The 26,028-nt window shown below is 61.0% G+C and carries 27 protein-coding genes; 12 read left to right on the top strand and 15 right to left on the bottom strand.

The genetic code is table 11. The features are described from left to right. Positions 1-5: 5 nt before the first annotated feature. The 3 genes from QMX91_RS09995 to QMX91_RS10005 form a co-directional block, all read right to left on the bottom strand. Positions 6-647 (bottom strand): thiol:disulfide interchange protein DsbA/DsbL, encoded by a 642-nt coding sequence (locus QMX91_RS09995; RefSeq protein WP_027610241.1) that lies wholly within the window; start codon positions 645-647, stop codon positions 6-8. 200 nt (positions 648-847) lie between these two features. Then, positions 848-1,459 (bottom strand): c-type cytochrome, encoded by a 612-nt coding sequence (locus QMX91_RS10000; RefSeq protein WP_016986443.1) that lies wholly within the window; start codon positions 1,457-1,459, stop codon positions 848-850. Between the two features lie 32 nt (positions 1,460-1,491). Continuing rightward, positions 1,492-1,797: a c-type cytochrome gene (locus tag QMX91_RS10005; protein ID WP_041073683.1), complete on the bottom strand. Its 306-nt coding sequence runs from the start codon at positions 1,795-1,797 to the stop codon at positions 1,492-1,494. 191 nt (positions 1,798-1,988) lie between these two features. On the opposite strand from QMX91_RS10005, the gene yihA reads away from it, so the two are divergent. Further along, a complete protein-coding gene (yihA, locus tag QMX91_RS10010) occupies positions 1,989-2,639 on the top strand; it encodes a ribosome biogenesis GTP-binding protein YihA/YsxC (RefSeq protein WP_007962753.1) in 651 nt (216 codons plus the stop codon). Between the two features lie 410 nt (positions 2,640-3,049). Here yihA and polA read toward each other — a convergent pair whose 3' ends face one another. Further along, a complete protein-coding gene (polA, locus tag QMX91_RS10015) occupies positions 3,050-5,854 on the bottom strand; it encodes a DNA polymerase I (RefSeq protein WP_282412650.1) in 2,805 nt (934 codons plus the stop codon). A gap of 74 nt (positions 5,855-5,928) precedes the next feature. On the opposite strand from polA, the gene QMX91_RS10020 reads away from it, so the two are divergent. Continuing rightward, entirely contained in the window at positions 5,929-6,219 is a 291-nt protein-coding gene (locus QMX91_RS10020; RefSeq protein WP_134785088.1) for a DUF2782 domain-containing protein, read from the top strand. Between the two features lie 59 nt (positions 6,220-6,278). After that, positions 6,279-7,232 (top strand): homoserine kinase, encoded by a 954-nt coding sequence (locus tag QMX91_RS10025; protein ID WP_282412651.1) that lies wholly within the window; start codon positions 6,279-6,281, stop codon positions 7,230-7,232. A gap of 126 nt (positions 7,233-7,358) precedes the next feature. Here the strand turns inward: QMX91_RS10025 and QMX91_RS10030 are convergent, their stop codons facing one another. Then, positions 7,359-8,279: a zinc ABC transporter substrate-binding protein gene (locus QMX91_RS10030; protein WP_134785090.1), complete on the bottom strand. Its 921-nt coding sequence runs from the start codon at positions 8,277-8,279 to the stop codon at positions 7,359-7,361. 66 nt (positions 8,280-8,345) lie between these two features. On the opposite strand from QMX91_RS10030, the gene QMX91_RS10035 reads away from it, so the two are divergent. Genes QMX91_RS10035 through QMX91_RS10050 form a run of 4 tightly spaced genes read left to right on the top strand, consistent with a single transcriptional unit; the run spans position 8,346 to position 11,145 of the window. Beyond that, complete coding sequence (locus QMX91_RS10035) at positions 8,346-8,828, top strand: Fur family transcriptional regulator (RefSeq protein WP_098966472.1); 483 nt, start codon at positions 8,346-8,348, stop codon at positions 8,826-8,828. After that, on the top strand, positions 8,828-9,613 hold the full coding sequence (gene znuC, locus QMX91_RS10040; protein ID WP_027610233.1) for a zinc ABC transporter ATP-binding protein ZnuC: 786 nt from the start codon (positions 8,828-8,830) through the stop codon (positions 9,611-9,613). Before QMX91_RS10035 ends, znuC begins: the two co-directional genes overlap by 1 nt. Further along, entirely contained in the window at positions 9,606-10,394 is a 789-nt protein-coding gene (znuB, locus tag QMX91_RS10045; RefSeq protein ID WP_247839439.1) for a zinc ABC transporter permease subunit ZnuB, read from the top strand. The genes znuC and znuB overlap by 8 nt, the downstream gene beginning before the upstream one ends. Positions 10,395-10,431: 37 nt before the next feature. Further along, positions 10,432-11,145 (top strand): PA5502 family lipoprotein, encoded by a 714-nt coding sequence (locus QMX91_RS10050; RefSeq protein ID WP_103367997.1) that lies wholly within the window; start codon positions 10,432-10,434, stop codon positions 11,143-11,145. Positions 11,146-11,238: 93 nt separating this feature from the next. On the opposite strand, the gene katE is transcribed toward QMX91_RS10050, so the two are convergent. Then, the gene (katE, locus tag QMX91_RS10055) at positions 11,239-13,380 is read right to left on the bottom strand and encodes a catalase HPII (protein ID WP_135294665.1); all 2,142 of its coding nucleotides are present in this window, start codon (positions 13,378-13,380) and stop codon (positions 11,239-11,241) included. Positions 13,381-13,640: 260 nt separating this feature from the next. Between katE and QMX91_RS10060 the strand changes: the two genes are divergently transcribed. The 3 genes from QMX91_RS10060 to QMX91_RS10070 all read left to right on the top strand — a co-directional run bounded on the left by QMX91_RS10060 (position 13,641) and on the right by QMX91_RS10070 (position 16,170). Continuing rightward, positions 13,641-14,648, top strand: coding sequence for a methionine ABC transporter ATP-binding protein (locus QMX91_RS10060; RefSeq protein ID WP_027610230.1), 1,008 nt, complete (start codon positions 13,641-13,643; stop codon positions 14,646-14,648). After that, a complete protein-coding gene (locus tag QMX91_RS10065; protein WP_096797317.1) occupies positions 14,648-15,322 on the top strand; it encodes a methionine ABC transporter permease in 675 nt (224 codons plus the stop codon). Before QMX91_RS10060 ends, QMX91_RS10065 begins: the two co-directional genes overlap by 1 nt. A 77-nt stretch (positions 15,323-15,399) precedes the next feature. Then, positions 15,400-16,170 (top strand): MetQ/NlpA family ABC transporter substrate-binding protein, encoded by a 771-nt coding sequence (locus QMX91_RS10070; RefSeq protein ID WP_282412652.1) that lies wholly within the window; start codon positions 15,400-15,402, stop codon positions 16,168-16,170. A gap of 174 nt (positions 16,171-16,344) precedes the next feature. Here the strand turns inward: QMX91_RS10070 and QMX91_RS10075 are convergent, their stop codons facing one another. From QMX91_RS10075 to QMX91_RS10095, 5 genes are read right to left on the bottom strand one after another with little or no spacing between them, the layout of a single operon-like run. Further along, a complete protein-coding gene (locus QMX91_RS10075; protein WP_007962772.1) occupies positions 16,345-16,980 on the bottom strand; it encodes an SCO family protein in 636 nt (211 codons plus the stop codon). Then, positions 16,977-17,876, bottom strand: coding sequence for a heme o synthase (cyoE, locus tag QMX91_RS10080; protein WP_003220336.1), 900 nt, complete (start codon positions 17,874-17,876; stop codon positions 16,977-16,979). The genes QMX91_RS10075 and cyoE overlap by 4 nt, the downstream gene beginning before the upstream one ends. Then, positions 17,864-18,943 (bottom strand): COX15/CtaA family protein, encoded by a 1,080-nt coding sequence (locus QMX91_RS10085; protein WP_282412653.1) that lies wholly within the window; start codon positions 18,941-18,943, stop codon positions 17,864-17,866. Before QMX91_RS10085 ends, cyoE begins: the two co-directional genes overlap by 13 nt. Before the next feature lie 10 nt (positions 18,944-18,953). Further along, positions 18,954-19,547, bottom strand: coding sequence for a hypothetical protein (locus QMX91_RS10090; protein ID WP_096797322.1), 594 nt, complete (start codon positions 19,545-19,547; stop codon positions 18,954-18,956). Next, entirely contained in the window at positions 19,513-20,253 is a 741-nt protein-coding gene (locus QMX91_RS10095; RefSeq protein WP_282412654.1) for an SURF1 family protein, read from the bottom strand. The genes QMX91_RS10090 and QMX91_RS10095 overlap by 35 nt, the downstream gene beginning before the upstream one ends. Positions 20,254-20,323: 70 nt before the next feature. On the opposite strand from QMX91_RS10095, the gene QMX91_RS10100 reads away from it, so the two are divergent. Beyond that, a complete protein-coding gene (locus tag QMX91_RS10100) occupies positions 20,324-20,527 on the top strand; it encodes a twin transmembrane helix small protein (protein ID WP_003220344.1) in 204 nt (67 codons plus the stop codon). A 7-nt stretch (positions 20,528-20,534) separates the two neighbouring features. Here the strand turns inward: QMX91_RS10100 and QMX91_RS10105 are convergent, their stop codons facing one another. The 4 genes from QMX91_RS10105 to coxB all read right to left on the bottom strand — a co-directional run bounded on the left by QMX91_RS10105 (position 20,535) and on the right by coxB (position 24,925). Beyond that, on the bottom strand, positions 20,535-21,422 hold the full coding sequence (locus tag QMX91_RS10105; RefSeq protein WP_282412655.1) for a cytochrome c oxidase subunit 3: 888 nt from the start codon (positions 21,420-21,422) through the stop codon (positions 20,535-20,537). Positions 21,423-21,447: 25 nt separating this feature from the next. Beyond that, complete coding sequence (locus QMX91_RS10110) at positions 21,448-21,999, bottom strand: cytochrome c oxidase assembly protein (RefSeq protein ID WP_003220348.1); 552 nt, start codon at positions 21,997-21,999, stop codon at positions 21,448-21,450. Between the two features lie 129 nt (positions 22,000-22,128). Next, entirely contained in the window at positions 22,129-23,715 is a 1,587-nt protein-coding gene (ctaD, locus tag QMX91_RS10115; protein WP_007962785.1) for a cytochrome c oxidase subunit I, read from the bottom strand. A gap of 82 nt (positions 23,716-23,797) precedes the next feature. Then, entirely contained in the window at positions 23,798-24,925 is a 1,128-nt protein-coding gene (gene coxB, locus QMX91_RS10120; RefSeq protein ID WP_135294668.1) for a cytochrome c oxidase subunit II, read from the bottom strand. A 370-nt stretch (positions 24,926-25,295) separates the two neighbouring features. On the opposite strand from coxB, the gene QMX91_RS10125 reads away from it, so the two are divergent. Further along, complete coding sequence (locus tag QMX91_RS10125) at positions 25,296-25,928, top strand: hypothetical protein (RefSeq protein WP_135294669.1); 633 nt, start codon at positions 25,296-25,298, stop codon at positions 25,926-25,928. Positions 25,929-26,028: the final 100 nt, after the last annotated feature.

Consider the following 26,028-nt stretch of genomic DNA (forward strand, 5'->3'; position numbering starts at 1 on the left):
CGCGCTTAGTTGGCGGCTGCCTTGTTGGCCGCTCGCTCTTTGGCGACCAGCTGATCAGCCAGTTTCAGGGCTTGCTCGGCACCACCGGCAGAGCCGATGTCGAAGCGGTACTTGCCGTTGACGATCATGGTTGGCACGCCAGTGATTTCATACTTCTTGGCCAGCTCACGCGCTTTGACGATCTGACCTTTGATCGCGAACGAGTCAAAGGTGGCGAGGAACTTGTCCTTGTCCACGCCTTGTGTGGCGAGGAAGTCAGCCATGTCGTTCTTGTCGGTCAGCTTCTTGTGTTGTTTCTGGATTGCTTCGAAAACCGCAGCGTGAACCTTGTGCTCGACGCCCATTGCTTCCAGGGTCAGGAACATTTGGCCGTGAGCGTCCCACGGGCCGCCGAACATGGCAGGAATGCGTACGAAGTTGACGTCGGACGGCAGTTTTTCAACCCAGGGATTGATCACCGGCTCAAACGCGTAGCAGTGCGGGCAGCCATACCAGAACAGCTCGACCACTTCGATCTTGCCAGGCTCTGCCACCGGTACCGGGTTGGCCAGCTCGACATAAGGGGCGGCCGGTGCTTCGGCGGCCTGGGCGGTCACGCCGAACAGGCTGGCAGCGACGAGAGCGGCGCTGATGATCAGATTACGCATGCTTTACTCCTGGACAATTTTGGTCGCCTCGCGCGACCTGTTTTCAGACAGATCCTGGCGGGCATGAGTTCTGTAGTGTAACGGCAGCGGCCACAAAAAAGGGCGGCCAAAGCCACCCTTTTTATACTTGCTGCGACGGATTAATCGAGCGTTAACGTTGCAGGAGATGTCCATCACCGTTAATGCTCGATTCAGGGCGGTTAGTGCAGGCCCTGGATGTAGCTGGAGACTGCGGCAATGTCTTCGTCGCTCAAGCGCTTGGCGATGGTCTGCATCGTCATGGTGTCGCCGTCGTTGTTGCGGCCGCCTTCTTCCTTACGGAAATCGGTCAGTTGCTTGGCGATGTATTGAGCGTGTTGACCACCCAGATGCGGGAAGCCAGCGGCGGCGTTGCCGGCGCCATTCGGCGAGTGGCAACCGGTGCAGGCTGGCAGCCCCTTGGCCAGATTACCGCCGCGGAACAAAGCTTCACCGCGAGCGACGATCTTCGGATCGGCTGCGCCGACGCTGCCTTTCTGGCTGGCGAAGTAGGCTGCGATGTCAGCCAGATCCTGGTCGCTCAGGTTGGTCAGCAGGCCGGTCATTTCCAGAACGGTGCGCTTGCCCGACTTGATGTCGTGCAGTTGCTTGGTCAGGTAGCGTTCACCCTGACCTGCCAGTTTCGGGAAGTTTGGCGCCATGCTGTTCCCGTCCGGGCCATGGCAGGCTCCGCAGACGGCAGCTTTCGCCTGGCCGGCGGCGGCATCACCGGCAGCATGGGCGAAGCCTGAAATTCCCACGGTCAACAGCAGACTCACGATCAATTTGTTCATCAGCTAATCCAACTACGGCTAAGGGTTAAGAGTTATGGACCGGGTTTACTCTCGCTCATCCAAAGGATGATGGCCTGGTAATCCTCGGCACTGCAGTCCATGCACAAACCACGCGGCGGCATCGCCTTGAAACCCTGGGTCACGTGTTGCACCAGCGTCTCCATACCTTTCGCCAACCTCGGCGTCCAAGCTGCCTGATCGCCTCTTTCGGGCGCCATGGGTAGTTGGCCGGAATGACAGGCACCACAAACACGGTTGTACACGGCTTCCGGTTCCTGTGTAGCCTGTGCGCCGCAAAGCGGTATCAGGACTCCGGCAGCCAGCAGCCATTTCGTCATAAAACGACCTTTTCAGGGTTGAGAGCGTTCTGCGTTCTGATGCGCAATCAAGGTCTTTGGCTCTCGTGAACTTCATCCTTCGCTGGGACAAAGCACACACAAAATCTGCGGCATTATATACTGGCGTCACTGAAACGGAAGCGACACCGCGTTCCGCGCCCAATCCCGGCGCCGCCCACATCGGAAATCCCATGCAACTCAAGAATCCCATCCTCGGCCTGTGCCAACAGTCCACGTTCATGCTCAGTGCCGCCAAAGTCGATCAATGCCCTGACGACGAAGGCTTCGAAGTGGCGTTCGCCGGTCGTTCCAACGCCGGTAAATCCAGCGCACTGAACACCCTGACTCACGCCAGTCTGGCGCGCACCTCGAAAACCCCGGGTCGCACACAGCTGTTGAACTTCTTCAAGCTAGACGATGAACGGCGTCTGGTCGACCTGCCGGGCTACGGTTATGCAAAAGTACCGATCCCGCTCAAGCAACACTGGCAGCGTCACCTCGAGGCGTACCTCGGTGGCCGGGAGAGTTTGAAGGGTTTGATTCTGATGATGGACATCCGTCATCCAATGACCGACTTCGACCTGCTGATGCTCGACTGGGCCGTTGCGGCCGGCATGCCGATGCATATTCTGCTGACCAAGGCCGACAAGCTGACGTACGGCGCCGCCAAGAACACGCTGCTGAAGGTGCAGGCGGAAATCCGCAAGGGCTGGGGCGATCTGGTGACAATCCAGCTGTTCTCGGCGCCAAAACGCATGGGCCTGGAAGAGGCCTACACTGTGTTGGCAGGCTGGATGGAACTGGCTGACAAGGGCGCCGAAGCGGCGACCGAGGCAGAATAAGGGAATATCAAAACTGTCTGTGGTGCTGCCAGGCAAGGCAAAAGTGCAACAAAAAAGCGGAGTTTAGGGGACCTAAATGAGCATTTTTTGTTGCGCTTTTAACGCAGCATGGCTGCGCCACAGGCAGTTTTGAGGCAAAAAAAGCCCCGGACTTCATATGGGGAGGGAGAAGTTCCGGGGTTCAAGTTCCGAACCGCTAGGGCGGGGTTCAGATATCTGCCAACACTTAACACAACATAGGAGCATCGAAGGGCTTCACCAGCCATTCAGTATCTCTGAGTAGTGAGTTGTCAGATTAGTTCAGATTTTTTTCAAAAAGCTTTGGAATAACCGCAAGCGCGATTCGAAATAAGCGCTTTTCGGCCGTTTGCCGCGACAGTGTGTCGCGGCAAACGCCCGACCTAGACGCCTCAGTGCGCCTCATCCCAGTTGTTGCCGACGCCGACTTCCACCAGCAACGGCACGTCCAGTTTCGCCGCTTCGCTCATGTGCAGGCGGATTTCCTGACTCACCTGATCGACCAGATCCTCGCGAACCTCCAGTACCAGTTCGTCGTGCACCTGCAGGATGACTTTGGCGTTCAGCTCCGAAGACGCCAGCCAGTTATCCACCGCCACCATCGCTTTCTTGATGATGTCGGCGGCGGTGCCTTGCATCGGCGCGTTGATCGCCGTGCGTTCGGCGGCAGCGCGTTCCTGCGGCTTGTTGGAGTTGATTTCCGGCAGATATAGGCGACGACCGAAGAAGGTCTCGACGTAACCCTGATCCGCTGCCTGCTTGCGGGTGCGCTCCATGTATTCGCGCACACCCGGGTAGCGGGCGAAGTAGGTGTCGATGTAAGCCTTGGCGGTCTTGGTGTCGACGCCGATGTCCTTGCCGAGCTTCTGCGCGCCCATGCCGTAGATCAGGCCGAAGTTGATCGCCTTGGCGCCACGGCGCTGGTCGGACGTCACTTCGCTCAGCTCGACCTTGAATACTTCAGCGGCGGTTGCGGTGTGCACGTCCAGATTGTTGCGGAAGGCATTCATCAGGCCTTCGTCCTTGGACAAGTGGGCCATGATCCGCAGTTCGATCTGCGAATAGTCCGCTGCCAGCAGTTTGTAGCCTTTGGGCGCGACGAACGCCTGACGGATACGCCGGCCTTCAGCGGTACGCACCGGAATGTTCTGCAGGTTCGGATCGCTGGAGGACAAGCGCCCGGTCGATGCCACGGCCTGGTGGTACGAGGTGTGGATACGCCCGGTGCGCGGGTTGATCTGCTCCGGCAGGCGATCGGTGTAGGTGCTTTTCAGTTTGCTCATGGAACGGTGTTCCATCAGCACTTTTGGCAAGCGGTGATCGTCCTCGGCCAGTTTCGCCAGCACTTCCTCGGCGGTCGATGGCTGGCCCTTGGCGGTTTTCTTCAGCACCGGCAGTCCGAGCTTTTCGTAGAGGATCACGCCCAGCTGCTTTGGCGAGCCGAGGTTGAATTCTTCACCGGCAATTTCGAAGGCTTCTCGCTCCAGCGCGACCATCTTGTTGCCCAGCTCAATGCTCTGGATGCCGAGCAGTTCGGCATCGACGAACGCGCCCTGACGCTCGATGCGCGCCAGCACCGGCACCAGCGGGATTTCGATGTCGGTCAGCACGCTGGCCAGGCTCGGGATTGCGCTGAGTTTTTCAAACAGGGTCTGATGCAGGCGCAGGGTGATGTCGGCATCTTCGGCTGCGTATGGGCCGGCCTGCTCCAGAGCGATCTGGTCGAAGGTCAGCTGCTTGGCGCCCTTGCCGGCGATGTCCTGAAAGCTCACGGTGGTGTGATCCAGGTACTTCTGCGCGAGGCTGTCCATGTCGTGGCGGGTCGCGGTGGAATTGAGCACGTAGGACTCAAGCATGGTGTCGAAAGCGATGCCGCGCACGGTGATGCCTTCGTTCTGATCACCGCCGATGGCGCAGTTGGCCAGAATGTTCATGTCGAACTTGGCGTGCTGGCCGACCTTGAGTTTGTTCGGGTCTTCCAGGATCGGCTTCAACGCACGCAGCACCGTGTCGCGATCCAGCTGCTCCGGCACGCCGATGTAGGAGTGGGTCAGCGGAATGTACGCGGCTTCGTTGGCTTGCACCGCGAACGAAAGGCCGACCAGTTGCGCCTGTTGCGCGTCGATGCCGGTGGTTTCGGTGTCGAAAGCGAACAGCTTGGCGTTGTTCAGTTTCTCCAGCCAGACGTCGAAACGCGCCTGATCAAGGATGGTTTCATACGCTGCTTCGGTTGGAGCGGCAGGGGCTTCTTCTGCGCGGGGGCTGAACAGATCGCCAGCCGGCGCAGGTTCGGCGGCCGCGCTCAGTTCCTGGCGCTTGGCGTCACGATCGAGGTCGTTCAGCCAGCTCTTGAATTCCAGCAAGGTGTACAGCTCGTAGAGCTTGGCCGGGTCTTCCGCGCCCATCTGCAGGTCATCGAGGCCGATGTCCAGCGGCACGTCGACCTTGATGGTCGCCAGTTGATAGGAGAGGAAAGCCATCTCCTTGTGCTCTTCGAGCTTGGCCGGCAGGGTTTTCGCGCCGCGAATCGGCAGGGTCGGGACGATGTCGAGATTCGCGTACAGCTCGGTCAGGCCGCCGTTGACGCCGACCAGCAGGCCGGAGGCGGTCTTTGGACCGATGCCGGGAACGCCCGGAATGTTGTCGGAAGAATCGCCCATCAGCGCTAGATAATCGATGATCTGCTCGGGTGCGACGCCGAATTTCTCCTTCACGCCCTCCACGTCCATCGAGCTACCGGACATGGTGTTGACCAAGGTAATGTGGCCATCGACCAGTTGCGCCATGTCCTTGTCGCCGGTGGAGATGATCACCGGGCGATCCGCCGCCGCGCTGCTGCGTGCCAGGGTGCCGATCACGTCGTCAGCCTCGACGCCTTCCACGCACAGCAGCGGGAAGCCGAGGGCGATCACGCTCTGGTGCAGCGGCTCGATCTGCACGCGCATGTCGTCGGGCATGCTCGGGCGGTTGGCCTTGTATTCGGCGTACATCTCATCGCGAAACGTCCCGCCCTTGGCATCGAAGACCACGGCGAACGGGCTGTCCGGGTACTGCTTGCGCAGACTCTTGAGCATGTTCAGCACACCTTTGACCGCGCCGGTCGGCAGGCCTTTGGAGGTGGTCAGCGGTGGCAGGGCGTGGAAAGCGCGGTACAGGTAAGACGAACCGTCCACCAGGACGAGGGGGGCTTGGCTCATGAGCAGAATCAACCTTTTCGGCGGGCCCGGCGCTAGAATAGCGGGACCGTTGACGACAAAGGGACAAGGTTATCATGCGTACGTTAAATCGCTTGCTGCTGGTCGGTTTGATTGCTGCCTCACCGCTGGCCGCGATCGCGGCGGATGATGCGCCGTCGGCAGATCCGGAAGTCACCATCCACACCGAGGGTGACAAAACCATTCAGGAGTACCGGCAGAACGGCTTCCTGTACGCGATCAAGGTTACCCAGAAAGGATTCCCGCCCTATTTTCTGGTGCGTGCGGACGGTACCGATGCAAACTTCATCCGCTCGGATCAGCCGGATATGCTGATTCCGTCGTGGAAGATTTTCGAATGGAAGTAGTCTCTTAAATTAATCGGCGCCGCTGTGCTGGCGGCGCCCGAACTGAGCAGTTTTTAACCATGTCTGTGTTCACCCCCCTGGCTCGGCCCGAGCTGGAAACCTTTCTCGCCCCTTACGGGCTCGGCCGTCTGCTTGATTTCCAGGGGATCGCCGCCGGCAGCGAAAACACCAATTTCTTTATCAGCCTGGAGCAGGGCGAATTCGTCCTGACCCTGGTCGAGCGCGGCCCGGTGCAGGAAATGCCGTTCTTCATCGACCTGCTCGACGTGCTGCACGAGGCCGATCTGCCGGTGCCCTACGCGCTGCGTACCACTGACGGCGTGGCTCTGCGTGAACTGAAGGGTAAACCGGCGCTGCTGCAACCGCGCCTGTCCGGCAAGCACATCAAAGTTGCCAACGCCCAGCATTGCGTGCAGGTCGGCGAGTTGCAGGCGCATCTGCACCTGGCGACTCAGGGCGAGCGCATGATCAAGCGCAAGACCGATCGTGGCCTGGACTGGATGCTGGAGGAGGGCACCGAGTTTCTCTCGCATCTGGCGGACGAGCCGCGTGTGCTGCTGCGCAAGGCGCTGGATGAAATCACTGTGCAGAAAGAAAGAATTCTCGCGCTGCCACGAGCCAACATTCATGCCGACCTGTTCCGTGATAACGCGATGTTCGAAGGCACGCACCTGACCGGGTTGATCGACTTCTACAACGCCTGCTCGGGACCGATGCTCTATGACGTGGCGATTGCTTTGAACGACTGGTGTTCGGATGAGGATGGCTTGATTGATGGGCCGCGTGCCCGCGCATTCCTCGGCGCCTATGCGGCGCTGCGTCCGTTCACTGCCGCTGAAGCGGAGCTATGGCCGACCCTGCTGCGTGTGGCCTGTGTACGGTTCTGGCTGTCGCGATTGATCGCCGCCGAGCAGTTTGCCGGGCAGGACGTGCTGATTCACGATCCGCAGGAGTTCGAGCAGCGTTTGGCGCAGCGGCAGCAGGTCAACACCCCTCTACCGTTCGCGCTTTAAAGTGTGGCGAGCGAGCTTGCTCGCGCTGGGTTGCGAAGCGGCCCCAAAATTCTGGCAGTCAGCCATATTTTGTGAGTGCTGCGCACTCAAGCGGGAGCAAGCTCCCTCGCCACGGGTCTTGTGGGGTTACAACGATTCCAGGCACCCGGCCAGATCGTTGCCCAGCTTCTCCAGCACCTGCTCATACCCCTGAGCTGTCGCCGGTGTATAGCCGCCCAACGCATCCAGCTCCGCCAGTTTCACCGGCAGGCCCGCCACCAGGGTTTCCGCCAGACGTGGACGCAGCGGCGGTTCGCTGAACACACAGGTCTTGCCGACTTCCTGCAGGCGTTTGCGCATTGCCGCCACATGCTGCGCGCCGGGCTGCACTTCCGCTGCCACACTGAATACCCCGGTGTGCTTCAGGCCGTAAGCGTCTTCGAAGTAATCGAACGCTTCGTGGAACACGAAGTACGGTTTGCCCTCGACATCAGCCATGCGCTTCTTCAAGCGTGCATCCAGTGCGTCGAGGCGCTCATCGAAAGCCTTGGCGTTGCTCTGATAGCGTTCGGCGTTGGCCGGATCGGCTGCGCTGAGGTCGGCAGCCATTTTCTCGGCAATGACCCGAGCATTGACCGGCGATAGCCACAAATGCGCGTCCAGGGTGCCCGGGCGGTGATCGTGATCATGCTCGTCGGCGTCTTCGGCGTGGGAGTGGCTGTCTTCGGCAAAGCGGCGCAACTTCATACCCGGCAGGTCCTGCACGGCGACGCTCGGCAGCGTACGACCGTTCAGCACGCGCGGCAGGAAACCTTCCATATCCGGGCCGATCCAGTACAGCAGATCCACCGATTGCACCTTCCGTACGTCGGACGGGCGCAGGGCGTAATTGTGCGGCGAGGCACCCGGTGGCAGCAGCACTTCCGGAATGGCGATCCCGTCCTGCACCGCCGCGGCAATCAACTGCAGCGGTTTGATGCTGGTGAGAACCCTGACCTCGGCCTGAGCCGAACCGATCAGCAGAAAACTGGCGATAAACGCCACAAAAACAGAAAAAAGTCGGGACACGATGACCACTCAAGGAGGCGAGAACGGGTAACATAATAACGTCTCTATCAAAACGCGTCGCCGCCCATGCCTATTACACCGATTGCCAGCCGTCCCCACGACCACTCTCATTGCGTGCACAGCGCACTGACCGAGGCCGATACCTTGTGCGCCCAGAAAGGCCTGCGCCTGACTGCGTTGCGCCGGCGGGTGCTGGAACTGGTGTGGCAGAGCCACAAGCCGCTGGGCGCCTACGACATTCTGGCGGTGCTCAGCGAGCAGGACGGCCGCCGCGCCGCGCCGCCGACCGTGTACCGCGCGCTGGATTTCCTCCTGGAAAATGGCCTGGTGCACCGCATTTCTTCGCTCAACGCCTTTGTCGGTTGCGTGCATCCGGAACATGCGCATCAGGGCCAGTTCCTGATCTGCCGCGACTGCCACGCCGCCATTGAGCTGGAACAGAAAGCTATCAGCGACGCGATCATCAATAGCGCTAGGGATGTCGGTTTCATCGTCGAAGCGCAGACCGTCGAAGTGGTCGGCCTGTGCTCCGGTTGCCAGGGGGCTTGATGAGCAACCCGTTGATCCGTCTTGAGCAGGTTGCCGTCACGTTTGCCGGGCAGACCGTGCTGGACAACATCGAGCTGAGTGTCGAACCGGGGCAGATCGTCACCCTGATCGGCCCCAACGGCGCCGGCAAGACCACACTGGTGCGCGCCGTGCTTGGCCTGCTGAAGCCTGACAGCGGCAGTGTCTGGCGCAAGCCGAAACTGCGCGTCGGCTACATGCCGCAAAAACTTCACGTCGACCCGACCTTGCCGCTGTCGGTACTGCGCTTCCTGCGCCTGGTGCCCGGCGTAGACCGTCCGCGTGCATTGGCGGCGCTCAAGGAAGTCGGCGCCGAACACGTCATCGACAGCCCGGTGCAAAGTGTTTCCGGTGGCGAAATGCAGCGCGTGCTGCTGGCCCGGGCGCTGCTGCGCGAGCCGGAGCTGTTGGTGCTGGATGAGCCGGTGCAGGGCGTCGATGTCGCCGGGCAGGCCGAGCTGTACAGCCTGATCACCCGCCTGCGTGACCGTCACGGCTGCGGCGTGCTGATGGTGTCCCACGATTTGCATCTGGTGATGAGCACCACCGATCAGGTGGTTTGTCTGAATCGCCACGTCTGCTGTTCCGGGCATCCGGAGCAGGTCAGCGGCGATCCGGCGTTCGTCGAGCTGTTCGGCAAGAACGCACCGAGCCTGGCGATCTATCACCACCATCACGACCACGCCCACGACCTGCACGGTTCGGTGGTCAAGGCGCCCGGTGCGGGCCACACCCACGTTCACGGAGACCACTGCAAGCATGGCTGATTTTCTGTTGTATGCCCTGCTTGCAGGTCTGGCGCTGGCGCTGGTCGCCGGGCCGTTGGGTTCGTTCGTGGTCTGGCGGCGCATGGCCTACTTCGGCGACACCCTGTCACACGCTGCGCTGCTCGGCGTGGCCCTGGGCTTTCTGCTGGATGTCAGCCCGGCGGTCGCGGTGACCGTCGGCTGCCTGCTGCTGGCGGTGCTGCTGGTGACCTTGCAACAGCGTCAGCCGCTGGCCTCCGACACGCTTTTGGGAATTCTCGCACCGAGCACGCTCTCTCTCGGGCTGGTGGTACTAAGCTTCATGCATGAAGTGCGGATCGACCTGATGGCCTATCTGTTCGGCGACCTGCTGGCGATCAGCCCGACTGACCTGGCGTGGATCCTCGGCGGCAGCGCGGCGGTACTGGTGTTGCTGGTGACGCTGTGGCGGCCGCTGCTGGCGATCACCGTGCATGAGGAATTGGCCAAGGTCGAAGGCCTGCCGGTGGCGGGCCTGCGCATGGCGCTGATGCTGTTGATTGCGGTGGTGATCGCGGTGGCGATGAAAATCGTCGGTGTGTTGCTTATTACTTCGCTGCTGATCATTCCGGCGGCTGCGGCACAACGTCACGCCCGCTCGCCGGAGCAGATGGCCGTGGGCGCGAGCCTGCTGGGCATGCTCGCCGTATGTGGCGGGCTGGCGTTGTCATGGTTCAAGGACACCCCGGCGGGGCCGTCGATCGTTGTGACGGCGGCCGCACTGTTTCTGCTGAGTTTTGTTCTGCCCCGTCGAGGGGTGTAGACTTGCTCGCTTTTTGCGCAATTAGAGAGTCGCAGGAATGAAGCCGTTCGCCTCCCGTTATCTGCTCCTTGTCGCATTTTCCGTGCTGCTGGGCGCCTGCCAAAGCACGCCGCCGGTGGCCGAAGCCCCCGACGCGCGGGCCACGGCCATCGCACAGCTGGAGCAAAGCCTGGCCAGCAGCGAACTGGCCACCGCCGAAGACCAACTGGCCGCCTTGCAGGCACAAACCCCCAACGATCAGTCCCTGGAGCAATACCAGCGCCAGTTGGCTGAGGCCTACCTGCGCCGCAGCCAGATCGTATTGCAAAAGGGTGATGTGAACGCCGCAGCCACTGCGCTGAGCCGTGCCCGTGCCCTGATGCCGAAAGCCCCGGCGCTGACCGGTGGCGTCAATGGTGCCATCACCGAAGCGCGCAAAGCCGAGCTGGAGAAAGCCGAAGCGGCGCTGCTGGCGGCCGAAGCCAAGCCGAAAGCCAAGGTCATCGATCCGACTGCCGAAAGCACCACGGTGGCGCTGAACATCAACGATAGCCGCAAGCTTCGCCGGCAACTCGACGCGATCGCCGCCGATGTGGTGAATTATGAGTGTGCCGTGAGCATTCAGGCGCCGCGCACCCAGGATTACCCATGGCTGGCGACGTTGCTGAGCAAGCGCGTGAAGAAACTCAATCCGGATTTTGAGCTGAAGATTGAAAAACAGATCCTGCGCACGGTGCCGGCGCAGATGGTTCTGATTCCAGCCAAACCCTAAAAGCTTCGCGAGCAGGCTCGCTCCCACAGGTACAGCGTGAACCCTGTGGGAGCGGGCTTGCTCGCGAAAGCGTCCTCTCAGCCAGCCAAGAACTTAAGCTGGAATGGCCTTAGCCTTAGGCTCCCGCGCCCAGACCCGATGCTGCCCGATCGCCGCGAAGAACGGCTTGGTCAACCCCGGCACATCCTTGCCCTGCAGCAGTCCTGCATCCGCTTCCAGCTTCAGTAGATCCTGCAACTGCTTGGCCTCGCCGTGGAGCGCAATCGCCTTGAGGTGCTTGTAGGCTTCCAGCAGGTAATGCAGCGCCACGCCGTCGCCACTCAACGCCTTGATCGACGCCGCACCACCCGGCACGAACACCGCATCGAAGATCACTGAAGGCATACCTTCCATGGATGCGTCCACCGGCAGGGCTTTGCCGTCGGCAGTCTTCACCGGTGCCGAAGTCGGGCCGAGCAGCTTGGCGTGCGCACCTTCTGCTTCCAAGGCCTTTTTCATCGCATCAATCGCTGCACCATCGACGCCGTTAGCGGCAAGAATCGCCACTTTGCGGGTTTTGATGTCCTCTGGCAGCAGATTCGCCTGACTCAGCGCTGGCGAATGATCGAACGAGGTTTTACGCACCTCGACCGTGCCTTTGCCTGGCGCTGGCAATCCGAGGTTGGCCGCCACACGTTTGGCCAATTCCAGGTCAATGTTGGCGAGAATCTCGTTCACCTGCCGTGCACGGATGAACTCGCGTTCGACCTTGCCCAGCTCGAAGCTGTAGGCGGCGATGATGTGCTCCTTCTCGTGCTCACTCATGCTGTTGAAGAACAGCCGCGCCTGGGAGAAATGATCGCTGAACGACTCGCTGCGCTGACGGATCTTGTTCGCATCGATGCGTTCCGGGTAGCTCTCGAAGCCGCCGTCCTGCGCGGCTGGCGGAGTCTCTTTCGGCCAGCCGCCATCAATCGAGTTCGGCTCGTAGGACGCGCGCCCCTTGTCGATCACCGTGCGGTGCTGCGCGTCGCGCTGGCCGTTATGGAATGGCGCGACCGGGCGGTTGATCGGCAGCTCATGAAAGTTCGGCCCACCGAGTCGGCTGATCTGCGTATCGGTGTAGGAAAACAGCCGGCCTTGCAGTAGCGGATCGTTGGAGAAGTCGATCCCCGGCACGATGTGGCCCGGGCAGAATGCGACCTGCTCGGTCTCGGCAAAGAAGTTGTCCGGGTTGCGGTTCAGGGTCATCTTGCCCAGCGGGGTGATCGGCACGATTTCTTCGGGGATCAGCTTGGTCGGGTCGAGGATGTCGAAATCGAAGTCGTGTTCGTTTTCCTCCTCGATGATTTGTACGCCCAGCTCCCATTCCGGGTAGTCGCCCATCTCGATGGCTTCCCAGAGATCGCGACGGTGGTAGTCGGTGTCTTTACCGGCGAGCTTCTGCGCCTCGTCCCACACCAGCGAACAGGTGCCGGCGGTAGGGCGCCAGTGGAATTTGACGAAGCGCGATTTGCCCTCGGCGTTGACCAGGCGGAAGGTGTGCACGCCAAAGCCCTGCATGCTGCGCAGGCTTTTCGGGATTGCCCGGTCGGACATCGCCCAGATCACCATGTGCGCCGATTCCGGCACCAGCGAGACGAAGTCCCAGAACGTGTCGTGGGCCGAGCCGCCGGTTGGGATCTCATTGTGCGGCTCGGGTTTCACCGCGTGGACAAAGTCGGGGAACTTGATCGCGTCCTGGATGAAGAACACTGGCATGTTGTTGCCGACCAGATCGAAGTTGCCTTCGTCGGTGAAGAACTTCACCGCGAAACCGCGCACGTCGCGCACGGTGTCACCGGAACCGCGCGGCCCCTGCACGGTGGAAAAACGCACGAACACTGGAGTCTTTTTCCCCGGATCCTGCAGGAAGCCGGCCTTGGTCAGTGTCGAATGGTTCTCGTAGGCCTGGAAGAAACCATGCGCGCCAGTGCCGCGCGCGTGAACGATGCGCTCTGGAATGCGTTCGTGGTCAAAGTGCGTGATTTTCTCACGCATGATGAAGTCTTCCAGCAACGACGGCCCGCGCGGGCCGGCCTTGAGGGTGTTCTGGTTATCGGCGACCTTCACCCCCTGATTGGTGCGCAGGGCCTGGCCGGTAGCGTCGGAGCGAAATTTCTCCAGGCTGTCGAGTTTGGCGTTGGTGTTGGCGCGATCCTTGGTATCGGTTCCGGCCAGTTGGCTTTTGTCGGTCGTAGGTTTCTTGCTGCTCATCAGACGTAAACTCCTCGGTTGACCCCGTTTCAACGGGGACTCTTGAGCTTTTCCGGGCACGGTTACCCAGGGTTTCAAGTCGCTTAACTAGTGACCAATGAGCGGGAACGGGCGTTCCTTTTTTATGACCTTTGATCTTGTTATTGCCAAATCGAAGGTTAATTGCGAAATAAATGCTAAGAACCTCTATACGGACAGGCTAAAATGCGCGCCCGGCTAACCGCTGATCCTTTTCTAACGCGCCCCACAAGGTTCGCTACGTGATCGAGTTTCAAAACGTCCACAAAACTTACCGCGTCGCCGGTAAGGACATCCCCGCCCTGCACCCGACCAGTCTTTCGATTGAAAACGGTCAGGTCTTCGGCCTGATCGGCCATTCCGGTGCGGGTAAAAGTACCCTGCTGCGTCTGATCAATCGCCTGGAAGATTCCAGCGGCGGCAAGATCATCGTCGACGGCGAAGAAGTCACCGCGCTGGACGCCAACGGCCTGCGCCGTTTCCGCCAGCAAGTCGGGATGATCTTCCAGCACTTCAACCTGCTCGCCTCCAAGACCGTGGCCGACAACGTCGCGCTGCCGCTGACCTTGGCCGGCGAACTGTCGAGCAGTGAAATCAATCAACGCGTCGCCGAGTTGCTGGCGCGGGTCGGTCTGTCCGATCACGCCAAGAAGTATCCGGCGCAGCTGTCCGGCGGCCAGAAACAGCGCGTCGGCATCGCCCGCGCCCTGGCGACCAAGCCGAAAATTCTGCTGTGCGACGAGGCCACCAGCGCCCTCGACCCGCAGACCACCGCGTCGGTTCTGCAACTGCTGGCCGAGATCAATCGTGAACTGAAGCTGACCATCGTCCTGATCACCCACGAGATGGATGTGATCCGTCGGGTCTGCGATCAGGTGGCAGTGATGGACGCAGGGGTGATCGTCGAGCAAGGTTCGGTGGCCGATGTGTTCCTGCATCCGCAGCACCCGACCACCAAGCGTTTCGTCCAGGAAAGCGAGCAGATCGACGAAAGCGAACAGCGCGACGACTTCGCTCACGTGCCGGGTCGCATCGTGCGTCTGACCTTCCAGGGCGAAGCGACCTACGCGCCGTTGCTCGGTACCGTTGCCCGGGAAACCGGGGTCGACTACAGCATCCTCGCCGGTCGCATCGACCGCATCAAAGACATTCCTTACGGGCAATTGACCCTCGCCGTCACCGGTGGCGACATGGAAGCGGCTTTCGCCCGCTTCACCGCCGCTGACGTTCATATGGAGGTGCTGCGTTAATGGAAATGCTCAAGGCTTTCTTCGAAAACATCGATTGGCTGGAAATCTGGCTGGCCACTGGCGACACCCTGCTGATGCTCGGTGGTTCGCTGCTGTTCACCGTATTGCTCGGCCTGCCGTTGGGTGTGCTGCTGTTTCTCTGCAGCCCGCGTCAGTTGCTGGAAAACCGTGGCCTCTACGCCTTCATGTCGTTGGCGGTGAACATCCTGCGTTCGTTGCCGTTCATCATTCTGTTGATCGTGATGATCCCGTTCACCGTGCTGATCACCGGCACTTCGCTGGGCGTGGCCGGTGCGATTCCGCCGTTGGTGGTGGGTGCGACGCCGTTCTTCGCGCGTCTGGTGGAAACCGCGCTGCGTGAAGTCGATCGCGGCATCATCGAAGCCACCCAGTCGATGGGCGCGACCACCCGGCAGATCATCATGAACGCCTTGCTGCCGGAGGCCCGTCCGGGCATCTTCGCAGCGATTACGGTGACCGCGATTACTCTGGTGTCCTACACGGCAATGGCCGGTGTGGTCGGCGCCGGTGGTCTGGGTGACCTGGCGATCCGTTTCGGCTACCAGCGTTTCCAGACTGACGTGATGATCGTTACCGTGGTGTTGCTGCTGATTCTGGTACAAGTGCTGCAAATGGTCGGCGACCGACTGGTCGTGCATTTCTCGCGCAAATAACCGGTTTTTGTAATCAAGAGATGAGCCGGCCATTCGCTGGCAGGCGCCAGACGGGCGCCTCATAAGGAGTTAGCTGAATGAAAAAACTGATCGCTGCTTTCGCTGCCGTAGCCGCTTTTTCGGCCCACGCTGAAACCCTGACCGTTGCCGCCACCCCGGTGCCGCACGCGGAAATCCTCGAATTCGTGAAGCCGGCCCTGGCCAAAGAAGGCGTGGAGCTGAAGGTCAAGGTCTTCACCGACTACATTCAGCCGAACGTGCAGGTGGCTGAAAAGCGCCTGGACGCCAACTTCTTCCAGCACCAGCCGTACCTCGATGAGTTCAACAAGGCCAAGGGCACCAGCCTGGTGGCGGTGACCGGCGTGCATCTGGAGCCACTGGGCGCCTACTCGAACAAGATCAAGGATCTGAAGGACCTGCCAAGCGGCGCCAACGTGGTGATCCCGAACGACGCCACCAACGGCGGCCGTGCACTGTTGCTGCTGGCCAAGGCCGGCCTGATCACCCTGAAGGATCCGACCAACATTCTGTCGACCCCGAAAGACATCGCGCAGAACCCGAAAGACCTGAAAATCCGTGAGCTGGAAGCCGCGACCATCCCGCGCGTGCTGACCCAGGTCGATCTGGCGCTGATCAACACCAACTACGCGCTGGAAGCCAAACTCGATCCGTCCAAGGACGCGCTGGTGATCGAAGGCAACGACTCGCCGTACGTCAACATCCTGGTGTCCCGTGCGGACAACAAGGACAGCGCCGCGATGCAGAAACTGGCGGCTGCGCTGCACAGCCCGGAAGTGAAGAAATTCATCACCGAGAAGTACAAAGGCGCGGTATTGCCGGCGTTCTGATTTGGGTTGTTGCAAAAAAAAGGGGGCGCCATGAGCGCCCCCTTTTTTTTTGCCTGAAACACCGTCCTTGTGGGAGCGGGCTTGCTCGCGAATGCGGTGTGTCAGCCAACATTTCTTTATCTGACCCACTGCATTCGCGAGCAAGCCCGCTCCCACAATGGTTCAGTGGTGTTGCTACTTGCGGTTAAGCATCACCGGCAGCTGCGCAACCAGTTTGGCGTTGTTCAACGGCGCACGAATAAACCCGCGCTGCGTCCCATCCGGCCCGATCACCGCCAGATTGCCGCTATGGTCGACGGTGTAATTCGGTTTGCTGGTATCGGCCGGAATGAACGGAATACTCACCGCATTCGCGACCTTCTGCAGTTCTTCGATCGACTTCGGCGTCAGGCCCACGAACTGTGGATCGAAGTAGCCCAGGTACTGCTTCAACTGCTGCGGGTTATCGCGGTTCGGGTCGACGCTGACCAGCACGATCTGCAACTTATCCACAGCATCCTTGGGCAACTCGCTCTTGATCTGGCGCAGTTGGGCGAGGGTGGTCGGGCAGATGTCCGGGCAGAAGGTGTAGCCGAAAAACAGCAGGCTCCACTTGCCTTTCAACTCGTCGATGGCGACCGGTTGGCCGTCCTGATTGGTCATGGTCACGCCCGGCAACGTGCGGCTCTGCGGCAGCAGGATGATGCCGGCGTCGATCAGCGCGGTGGGGTCGCCCTGGCCTTTGCCACTCAGGACTTTGTTGACGGTCAGGCCCAGGATCAGCGCGATCACGGCGACGAGAATGAAGACGGTTTTCTGGGTTCGAGTCATAGGTTCAACAGTAAGTAGTGGTCTACGAGCAGGGCGATGAACAACAGGAACAAGTAATAAATAGAGTACTTGAAGGTGTTGATCGCCGCGTGCGGCCGAGTGCCACGGTACAGCACCACGGCCCATTGCAGAAACCTTGCGCCCAGCGCGAGGGCGCAGATGAGGTAGAGCACGCCGCTCATGTGGATCACGTACGGCAGCAGGCTCACCGCGAGCAGGGCGAAGGTGTACAGCAGAATATGCACCTTGGTGTAGTGCTCGCCGTGGGTTACCGGCAGCATCGGGATGTCGGCCTTGGCGTACTCCTCCTTGCGATGGATCGCCAGCGCCCAGAAATGCGGCGGGGTCCAGGCGAAGATGATCAGCACCAGCAGCAACGGTTCGGCGCTGACATGGCCGGTGGCGGCAGTCCAGCCGAGCAGCGGTGGGGCAGCGCCGGCCAGGCCGCCAATGACGATATTCTGTGGCGTCGCGCGTTTGAGGAAGCCGGTGTAGATCACCGCGTAGCCGAGTAACGAAGCGAGGGTCAGCCATGCGGTCAGCGCATTGGTGAAAGTCAGCAGCATCGCCTGCCCGAGCAGCGCCAGCACCAGCGCAAAGGTCAGCGCCGCTGCCGGCGAAACCCGGCCCTCGGCCAATGGCCGTTTGTGCGTGCGCGCCATCACCGCGTCGATACGCCGATCCACCACATGATTGACCGCCGCCGCGCCGCCGGCACACAACGCAATCCCCAGATTGCCGAACACCAGCACCGTCCACGGCACCCCGGCGCGGGTCGCGAGGAACATGCCGACCAGCGAGGTGATCAGCATCAGCACCACCACTTTCGGCTTGGTCAGCTCCAGATAGTCACGCCATAGCGCTTGCGCGGGACGTTCGCCGATCAGAAGCGCCATGGCGTTTCTCCTTTAATGGTGATGGGCGCCGCCGAATGTTTACGTGGGCTCAAACGCCAGCGCGCCAATATCGGCTGTTTGACCCGGACCAGACTGGTGCGCGCGTGGTAATTGACCAGCACCATGCTCAGCAGCAGCGCGGCGCCACCGGCGTTGTGGGCCACGGCCACCGGAAGTGGCAGATGGAACAGCACGTTGCTGATGCCAAGGGTGATCTGTGCGCCGAGGGCAATGACGACTAGCCCGGCCAAACGCGTCATGCCGACAGCCCTGAGTTGCCAGGCCAGACCGAGCAGGACGATCGTCACCAGCAGCGCGCCGATACGGTGGGTCAGGTGAATCGCCGTGCGCGCGTCGCTGTCGAGCTGACCGCCGAGGTAATTGGGGCCGATGTGCTGGGTCAGGTGAAAGCCGTTGGCGAAGTCCGCCGGTGGCAGCCATTGACCGTGACAGGTCGGGAAGTCGATGCAGGCCACCGCCGCGTAGTTGGAACTGACCCAACCACCCAGTGCGATCTGGCCGATCACCAGCAACAGCCCCGCCGTCGCCCAATACTGCAAGCGCCTGGGCACGGTCAGCGCCGGCAGCACGCCGGACAATCTCAAGGTCAGCAGGAACAGCAGACTCAAGGTCGCAAAACCGCCGAGCAAATGCCCGGTGACCACTTGCGGCCAGAGCTTGAGCGTCACCGTCCACATGCCGAACGCCGCTTGGGCGAACACCACCGCCAGCAGAAACAGCGGCAGTTTCAGCGGCTGGCCCGGATGACCACGATTGACCCAGGCACGCCCGGCCAGAATCGCAATCAGCAGGCCGAGGGTGCCGGCGAAGTAGCGGTGGATCATCTCGTTCCAGCCCTTGTGCGCCACCACCGGCGAGTCGGGGTAATGCAGTTCGGCATGGGCCAGTTGGGCTTCGCTTTTCGGCACGCTGATAAAGCCGTAGCAGCCCGGCCAGTCCGGACAGCCGAGGCCGGCATGGGTCAGGCGGGTGTAGGCGCCGAGCAGCACGACGATCAGTGCCAGCAGGGTGGCAAACAGCGCGAGGCGAAATCCAGGTTTGGCCATGACGATGCCCTTATCCGATGTTCGACAGTTTCAGCAGGTGGCGCAGGTCGTTGAGCAGATCCTTGCCCTTCACACTCGGCTCGTAACGCAGCACCAAGTTGCCGTGGGGGTCGATGATCCACAGCTGCGGCGTGGCCTTGTCGCCGGTGGCCTTGCTCAACGCTGCGCTGTCCAGCGGGTAGCGTTGCAGCTGCGGGTATTCGCGGCTCAGCTTGGCTTCGTAGTCGGCGCTCAGCGGTTGGGCAGCGGCGAGGGCGTGGCTGGCGCGACCGGCGTCGCGGCCGAGACCGATCTGGATCTGCCGGGCGAGGTACACCAGTTGCTGACAGTCCACCGCGCAATCTTTCGGCGCGGTCACCAGCATCTGCCAGCGCTGTTCATCGGCTTGCACGCCGAGGTCGGCGCGGGTCTGGCCGTTGCCGATCAGTTCGCCGTGATAGCTGCGACCTTCCGGCACCCAGAACTGCAATTTGTACATGCCGGTGGCGAGGATCATCGGGCCGACCACGCCGAGCACAATCAGCAACAGCTGGATCCGTCCACGGCGGCGGGTAGCCGGGGTTTTCGCCTCAGACATGCTGGGTGGATTCATGGCCGTTCCCATGGTGTTTCTCCTTTGCGTTGTGCAATCCAAGGTAGAGGTAGAGGCCGAGCAGGGCTGTGGCCATGGCGAACCACTGCACGGCGTATCCAAGGTGTTTTTCCGGGCCCATGGCGACGACCGGCCAGTCGGCCTCATAGCTGGCGGGGCCGGGTTCGGCACGAAGTTCGTAGGTGAAGCCGTCGCGTTCGAGGGTTTTCCACAGCTTGGCCGGCTCGACGGCGGTGATCGTTTGCGGCCAGGTGCTGCTGGCCGGGTCGGCGTGCAACTGGAAGGTCGCGCCGGGGGCGACGTAGACCCAGGCATCCAGGTTGACCGCGTCGGTGGGGGTTGCGAATTGCGGCGTCACCCGGCGATCCGGCCATGGCAGCCAGCCGCGATTGACCAGCAGCCACTGGCCGCTGGCCCGATCCTGAAACGGTTGCAGCAGCTCGATACCGACCTTGCCGTTGCGCTGGCGGTTGTCGAGCAGCAGGCTGTGGGCGCCATCGAACTGGCCGTACAGGTGCACGCGGCGAAAGGCCGGGTCGGCGCTGTGCAGCAATTCGCTGCTGGCCATCGGATCAGCCGCGCGGCGCTCGGCATAAGTGGCGAGCAGGGCGGTTTTCTCCGCGCCCCGACCGAGCTGCCAGAAACCCAGCGACACCAGCAGCGGCAGCAACAGCGCCACCACCACGGTCGGTATCACGCCCGGGCGGAAGCGCTTCATGGCCGTGCCACAAAGTCAGTCGTCGCGATCGCTATACTCAACTGCATCGCCTGTCCCCCGGAGTCTTCCCATGCTCAAAGCAGCCATCGTCCTGCTGCTGATTGCCACGGTGATCAGCCTGTTCAGCGGCCTGTTTTTCCTGGTCAAGGACGACAGCAGCTCCAATCGCCTGGTGATCGCCTTGAGTGTTCGGGTGGCATTGGCCGCTGCCACCGTCGGCTTGATCGCCTGGGGCTTCTACAGCGGCCAACTGGTGTCGCACGCGCCTTGGTGATCAGTGCTCAGAGCACGTAAACGAAGATGAACAGGCCGATCCACACCACATCGACGAAGTGCCAGTACCAGCTCGCCGCCTCGAAGCCGAACTGATGCTCGGCATCGAAATGGCCCTTCATGATGCGCATCAGCATCACGAACAGAATGATCGTGCCGATGGTCACGTGGGCGCCGTGGAAACCGGTGAGCATGAAGAACGTCGCACCATAGATGCCCGAACCCAGGGTTAGGCCCAGTTCGTGGTAGGCGTGCATGTATTCCTCGGCCTGCAAGGCGAGGAAGCCGCAGCCCAATAGAACGGTGATCGCCAGCCAGATTTTCAGCGCGCCGCGATGGCCCTTCTTCAAGGCATGGTGGGCGATGGTGATGGTCACGCTGGAGCTGACCAGCAGAATCGTGTTGATCAGCGGCAGGCCCCACGGGCTGATGACTTCCTTGGGCGGCGGGAACAGTTTCGGGTCCGGGGTGTGCAGCAGCGGCCAGGTGAACTGGAAGTTCGGCCAGAGCATGTGCGCGATGCCTTTCGGGCCTTCGCCGCCCAGCGCCGGGCCGGAGATGTGCCGCACGTAAAACAGCGCACCGAAGAAGGCGACGAAGAACATCACCTCGGAGAAGATGAACCAACTCATGCCCCAGCGGAACGAGCGGTCGAGCTGCGGGCTGTACAGCCCGGCACGACTTTCCTTGATCACCGCCCCGAACCAGCCGAACAGCATGTACGCCAGCAACAGCCCACCGACGAAAAAGATGTACGGGCCGTGGGATTCCGGGCGCGCTGCCTTCAGATCGTTGAACCAGGTCGCCAGGCCGTACACGGTGATGACCATGCCGAAGGTGGCGATGATCGGCCATTTGCTCTGGGCCGGGACGTAATAGTGCTCATGAGTTGCCATTTATTGTTCTCCTTATCGGGCACGCTTAACCGCCAGTGTTTGCAGCCACCGGAGGATGTCGGGCGGTGATATCGAACAGCGTGTAGGACAGCGTCAGGTGCTTCACGTCCTTGGGCATGTCGCGGTCAATGATGAAACGCATCGGCATCTCGATCTGCTGACCCGGCTGCAGCACCTGCTGTGTGAAGCAAAAGCATTCGGTCTTGTGGAAATACGCCGCCGCTTCGCTGGGTGCGATACTCGGCACCGCCTGGGCGCTCATCGGTTTGTCGGTGGGGTTGCGGGCGACGAAGATCATCTCGTTTACGCCGCCGGGATGGGTCACCAGTTCCTCACCCTTAGGGTAGAACTCCCACGGCATGTCGGCGTTGTTCATCGACAGAAACTGCACGCGCACCTGCCGCGAGTTATCCACCACCTGCTCACCCTCGTACTGCCCGGCGGTCTTGCCGTTGATGCCGAAGGCCTTGCACATCACGTCGTAGATCGGCACCAGGGCAAAACCGAAAACAAACATTGCCACCACCACACCGAGCAGGCGGGTGACGAGTTTTTTCAGCGAGATCGAGTCAGCCATGTTTGTCAGCCTCCACCGAGATCCCCTGTGGGAGTGGGCTTGCTCGCGAATGCAATTCATCATTCAACCCATGAGTGGAATGATCTGACGCATTCGGGAGCAAGCCCCCTCCCACAAAGGCAAGGCGTTTCATTTCACTTCCGGCGGCGTGGTAAAGGTGTGATACGGCGCCGGTGACGGCACGCTCCACTCCAGACCTTCGGCGCCGTCCCACGGTTTGGCCGGCGCTGGCGGGCCGCCGCGAATGGTCTTGATCACGATGAACAGGAAGAAGATCTGCGTGGCGCCGAACATGAACGCGCCGATCGAGGAAACCATGTTGAAGTCGGCGAACTGCAGGTTGTAGTCCGGAATCCGTCGCGGCATCCCCGCCAATCCCACGAAGTGCATCGGGAAGAAGGTCAGGTTCATGCCGACGAACGACAGCCAGAAGTGCAGCTTGCCGAGGGTTTCGTCGTACATGTGCCCGGTCCACTTCGGCAGCCAGTAATAGGCCGAGGCAAAGATCCCGAAGATCGCCCCCGGCACCAGCACGTAGTGAAAGTGCGCGACCACGAAGTAGGTGTCCTGGTACTGGAAGTCCGCCGGGGCGATGGCCAGCATCAGCCCGGAAAAACCGCCGATGGAAAACAGGATCACAAACGCTACGGCGAACAGCATCGGCGTCTCGAAAGTCAGCGAGCCTTGCCACATGGTGCTGGCCCAGTTGAACACCTTCACCCCGGTCGGCACGGCGATGAGCATGGTCGCATACATGAAGAACAACTCGCCCACCAGTGGGATGCCGACCACGAACATGTGGTGCGCCCAGACGATGAACGACAGGAACGCGATGCTCGCCGTGGCGTAGACCATCGAGGTGTAGCCGAACAGCGGCTTGCGCGAGAAGGTCGGGATGATCTGGCTGACGGCGCCGAAGGCCGGCAGGATCATGATGTAGACCTCGGGGTGGCCGAAGAACCAGAACACGTGCTGGAACAGCACCGGGTCACCGCCACCGGCGGCACTGAAGAAACTCGTGCCGAAGTGGATGTCCATCAGCATCATCGTCACGCACCCGGCCAGTACCGGCATCACCGCGATCAGCAGGAACGCGGTGATCAGCCAGGTCCAGACGAACAGCGGCATTTTCATCAGGGTCATGCCGGGGGCGCGCAGGTTGAGGATGGTGGCGATCACGTTGATCGCGCCCATGATCGAACTGATCCCCATCAGGTGGATGGCGAAGATGAAGTAGGTGACGCTTTCCGGCGCATAAGTCGTGGACAGCGGCGCATAGAACGTCCAGCCGAAGTTCGGCCCGCCACCGGCGGTGAACAGGGTCGAGACCAGCAGCAGGAACGCCGCCGGCAGCAGCCAGAAGCTGAAGTTGTTCATCCGTGGCAGGGCCATGTCCGGCGCGCCGATCATCAACGGGATCATCCAGTTGGCGAGGCCGACGAACGCTGGCATCACCGCCCCGAAGACCATCACCAGGCCGTGCATGGTGGTCATCTGGTTGAAGAACGCCGGCTCGACGATCTGCAGCCCGGGCTGGAACAGCTCGGCGCGGATCACCATGGCGAACGTGCCGCCGAGCAGGAACATGCAGAACGCAAACCACAGGTACAGCGTACCGATGTCCTTGTGGTTGGTGGTCAGCACCCAGCGCATCAGGCCTTTGGCGGGGCCGTGGGCGTGGTCGGCATGACCGTGGTCATCGATTACAGCGCTCATGGCCGGTCTCCTTTACGTGAGTGGACGGGGCGGGCCGGGGCGCATTGCCCCGGCCGGTTCACGAAGTACGCGATAGACCGGCTCATTTGCTTTCCGCCTGTTTGAGCTCAAGCACTTCTTTTGGCGTGACCATGTCGCCCTTGTTGTTGCCCCAGGCGTTACGTTCGTAGGTCACCACCGCTGCGATATCGACTTCCGACAACTGCTTGCCGAACGCTGCCATGGCGGTGCCGGGTTTGCCGAAGTACACGCGGTGCAGGTGGTCGGCTTTCGGCCCGGTGGCAATCGGTGAGCCCTTGAGCGCCGGGAACATCGGCGGCAGGCCCTGGCCTTCGGCCTGGTGACAGGCCACGCAAGTGGTGTGATAAATCTTGTCGCCGCGTTCCTTGAGTTCGTCGAGGGTCCATTCCTTGCTGGTCAGCTCCTTGAGCTGCGCGGCTTCGGCTTTGCGGTCGGCCAGCCATTTGTCGTAATCGGGCTTCTCTTTGACGTCGACCACGATCGGCATGAAGCCGTGATCCTTGCCGCACAATTCGGCGCACTGCCCGCGGTAGATGCCGGGCTTGTCGATGCGGGTCCAGGCTTCGTTGACGAACCCGGGGATCGCATCGCGCTTGACCGCAAAGGCCGGCACCCACCACGAGTGGATCACGTCGGCGGAAGTCACGAGGAAGCGCACCTTGGCGCCGACCGGCAGCACCAGCGGCTTGTCGACTTCGAGCAGGTAGTGCTCGCCCTTGGCTTCCTTGTTGTGGATCTGTTCGGCGGGGGTGGCCAGGTTGCTGAAGAACTCGACGTCCTGACCGAGGTATTTGTAGTGCCACTTCCACTGATAGCCGGTGATCTGGATATCGATATCCGGCTCACTGGTGTCGTACATGCGGATCAGGGTAGCGGTCGCCGGAACCGCCATCGCCACCAGGATCAGCAGCGGCACGACAGTCCAGAGAATCTCGACGGTGGTACTTTCGTGGAATTTTGCGGCGACCTGCCCGGTCGAGCGACGATGCACGATCATCGACCAGAACATGGCGCCGAAGACGATGATCCCGATCACCACACAGATCCAGAAAATGGTCATGTGCAGGTCGAATACTGCGTGACTGATTTCAGTCGCTCCAGGCGCCATATTCACAGTCCAGGCCGCTTGAGCCGGGCTGAAAATCGACCACAACAGGAGGCCCATCCAGACGTGTGGATGTCGCATCATTGCGGGTTCCCCTTATCGTTCTTGTTATCCCGTAGGCGCAACGCCTTCGGCAAGGGAGCGGCTGCATCAGACTACGAACTTGAATCGCCGGGCCTTGCTGCGTGGGCAGTCGGGCGTCATCAGCTAACTCCATTCAATGGCGAGTATAGACAGCCACCGGGAATTGCAATGTCGACGCGTAAATGATCTGAAACAGCCGGGGCTTGCGCTCAAGGGTACGAATGGAGAAGGATGCAGACGAGTGGTGGCGAACCGATATAACGCTGCTGCATCAAGGATGAAATAATTATGACAAATGCGTCTTAGCATTTTTCGTAAGCCAGCTAAGTTATGTCTTCCCTATTTCATTGCCTTGTTCCCTGGAGTTTTCATGAACACCGCCGCATTGCGCGAGCAGATCCAAAAAGCCCGACAGACCGAAAACGAAACCGGACGGCTCAAGCGTCAGCTGGAAGCCAAGTTGCCTCATCTGCATTCGGCCATTCAGTTGCCGGACGCTAACCGCGAAGACGCGTTGACGAGTTTTGTCACCGCCTATATCGATGAAGTACCAGACATGCTGGACGCAGCCAATGAAGTTGCCAGGGAAGCGGGAATCGAGTCGCAGATCAAACCGGTGCTGAAAATCGCCGAGCAGTATTTCCTCCAGCCGCCGGTCGGCCTGGACAGCCTGCTGGACGAAGCCTATCTGGCGCACCGCTTTGTCGAAGAGGTCAACGACCTGTACATCAAACACCTCGGCCAGCCACTGATCCCCTTGGACATGACGGTCGCCAACCTGATTGCTCACCAATTGCTCGGTGAGGAATTTGCCAATCAACTGGACGAAGTGGTGCATCACGCCATCGACAAGATGCTTGACGACGATAGTTTTGCGCTGGAATCGGTAGAGGCCTACCGCGACAAACTGATCAGCCCGGATACCGGTGCTGCGTGGAAGCGCTGGCCGTGCATGGGCCGTCGCCTGGGTGTGGGCCTGGAGCTGGATCAGCCAGCCGCCTGATTCAAAGCCCGGTACAAATCCCAATTGTGGGAGGGGGCTTGCTCCCGAAGGCGGTGGGTCAGTCAATATCAATATCGACTGATCCATCGCCTTCGGGAGC

Origin of the sequence: Pseudomonas sp. PS01299, from assembly GCF_029960145.1 — a bacterium.
Classification (GTDB): Bacteria; Pseudomonadota; Gammaproteobacteria; order Pseudomonadales; family Pseudomonadaceae; genus Aquipseudomonas; species Aquipseudomonas putida_A.

What these genes read in the sequence shown, in the direction of transcription:
- QMX91_RS10050 (WP_103367997.1), top strand. Translation starts at nt 10,432, where the DNA reads ATGAAGCCGTTCGCCTCCCGTTATCTGCTCCTTGTCGCATTTTCCGTG.
- QMX91_RS10065 (WP_096797317.1), top strand. Translation starts at nt 14,648, where the DNA reads ATGGAAATGCTCAAGGCTTTCTTCGAAAACATCGATTGGCTGGAAATC.
- QMX91_RS10105 (WP_282412655.1), bottom strand. Translation starts at nt 21,422, where the DNA reads ATGGCAACTCATGAGCACTATTACGTCCCGGCCCAGAGCAAATGGCCG.
- QMX91_RS10025 (WP_282412651.1), top strand. Translation starts at nt 6,279, where the DNA reads ATGTCTGTGTTCACCCCCCTGGCTCGGCCCGAGCTGGAAACCTTTCTC.
- QMX91_RS10035 (WP_098966472.1), top strand. Translation starts at nt 8,346, where the DNA reads ATGCCTATTACACCGATTGCCAGCCGTCCCCACGACCACTCTCATTGC.
- QMX91_RS10095 (WP_282412654.1), bottom strand. Translation starts at nt 20,253, where the DNA reads ATGAAGCGCTTCCGCCCGGGCGTGATACCGACCGTGGTGGTGGCGCTG.
- QMX91_RS10100 (WP_003220344.1), top strand. Translation starts at nt 20,324, where the DNA reads ATGCTCAAAGCAGCCATCGTCCTGCTGCTGATTGCCACGGTGATCAGC.
- QMX91_RS10125 (WP_135294669.1), top strand. Translation starts at nt 25,296, where the DNA reads ATGAACACCGCCGCATTGCGCGAGCAGATCCAAAAAGCCCGACAGACC.
- QMX91_RS10000 (WP_016986443.1), bottom strand. Translation starts at nt 1,459, where the DNA reads ATGAACAAATTGATCGTGAGTCTGCTGTTGACCGTGGGAATTTCAGGC.
- QMX91_RS10085 (WP_282412653.1), bottom strand. Translation starts at nt 18,943, where the DNA reads ATGGCCAAACCTGGATTTCGCCTCGCGCTGTTTGCCACCCTGCTGGCA.
- znuC (WP_027610233.1), top strand. Translation starts at nt 8,828, where the DNA reads ATGAGCAACCCGTTGATCCGTCTTGAGCAGGTTGCCGTCACGTTTGCC.
- cyoE (WP_003220336.1), bottom strand. Translation starts at nt 17,876, where the DNA reads ATGGCGCTTCTGATCGGCGAACGTCCCGCGCAAGCGCTATGGCGTGAC.
- znuB (WP_247839439.1), top strand. Translation starts at nt 9,606, where the DNA reads ATGGCTGATTTTCTGTTGTATGCCCTGCTTGCAGGTCTGGCGCTGGCG.
- katE (WP_135294665.1), bottom strand. Translation starts at nt 13,380, where the DNA reads ATGAGCAGCAAGAAACCTACGACCGACAAAAGCCAACTGGCCGGAACC.
- polA (WP_282412650.1), bottom strand. Translation starts at nt 5,854, where the DNA reads ATGAGCCAAGCCCCCCTCGTCCTGGTGGACGGTTCGTCTTACCTGTAC.
- yihA (WP_007962753.1), top strand. Translation starts at nt 1,989, where the DNA reads ATGCAACTCAAGAATCCCATCCTCGGCCTGTGCCAACAGTCCACGTTC.
- ctaD (WP_007962785.1), bottom strand. Translation starts at nt 23,715, where the DNA reads ATGAGCGCTGTAATCGATGACCACGGTCATGCCGACCACGCCCACGGC.
- QMX91_RS10075 (WP_007962772.1), bottom strand. Translation starts at nt 16,980, where the DNA reads ATGACTCGAACCCAGAAAACCGTCTTCATTCTCGTCGCCGTGATCGCG.
- coxB (WP_135294668.1), bottom strand. Translation starts at nt 24,925, where the DNA reads ATGATGCGACATCCACACGTCTGGATGGGCCTCCTGTTGTGGTCGATT.
- QMX91_RS09995 (WP_027610241.1), bottom strand. Translation starts at nt 647, where the DNA reads ATGCGTAATCTGATCATCAGCGCCGCTCTCGTCGCTGCCAGCCTGTTC.
- QMX91_RS10110 (WP_003220348.1), bottom strand. Translation starts at nt 21,999, where the DNA reads ATGGCTGACTCGATCTCGCTGAAAAAACTCGTCACCCGCCTGCTCGGT.
- QMX91_RS10090 (WP_096797322.1), bottom strand. Translation starts at nt 19,547, where the DNA reads ATGGGAACGGCCATGAATCCACCCAGCATGTCTGAGGCGAAAACCCCG.
- QMX91_RS10005 (WP_041073683.1), bottom strand. Translation starts at nt 1,797, where the DNA reads ATGACGAAATGGCTGCTGGCTGCCGGAGTCCTGATACCGCTTTGCGGC.
- QMX91_RS10020 (WP_134785088.1), top strand. Translation starts at nt 5,929, where the DNA reads ATGCGTACGTTAAATCGCTTGCTGCTGGTCGGTTTGATTGCTGCCTCA.
- QMX91_RS10070 (WP_282412652.1), top strand. Translation starts at nt 15,400, where the DNA reads ATGAAAAAACTGATCGCTGCTTTCGCTGCCGTAGCCGCTTTTTCGGCC.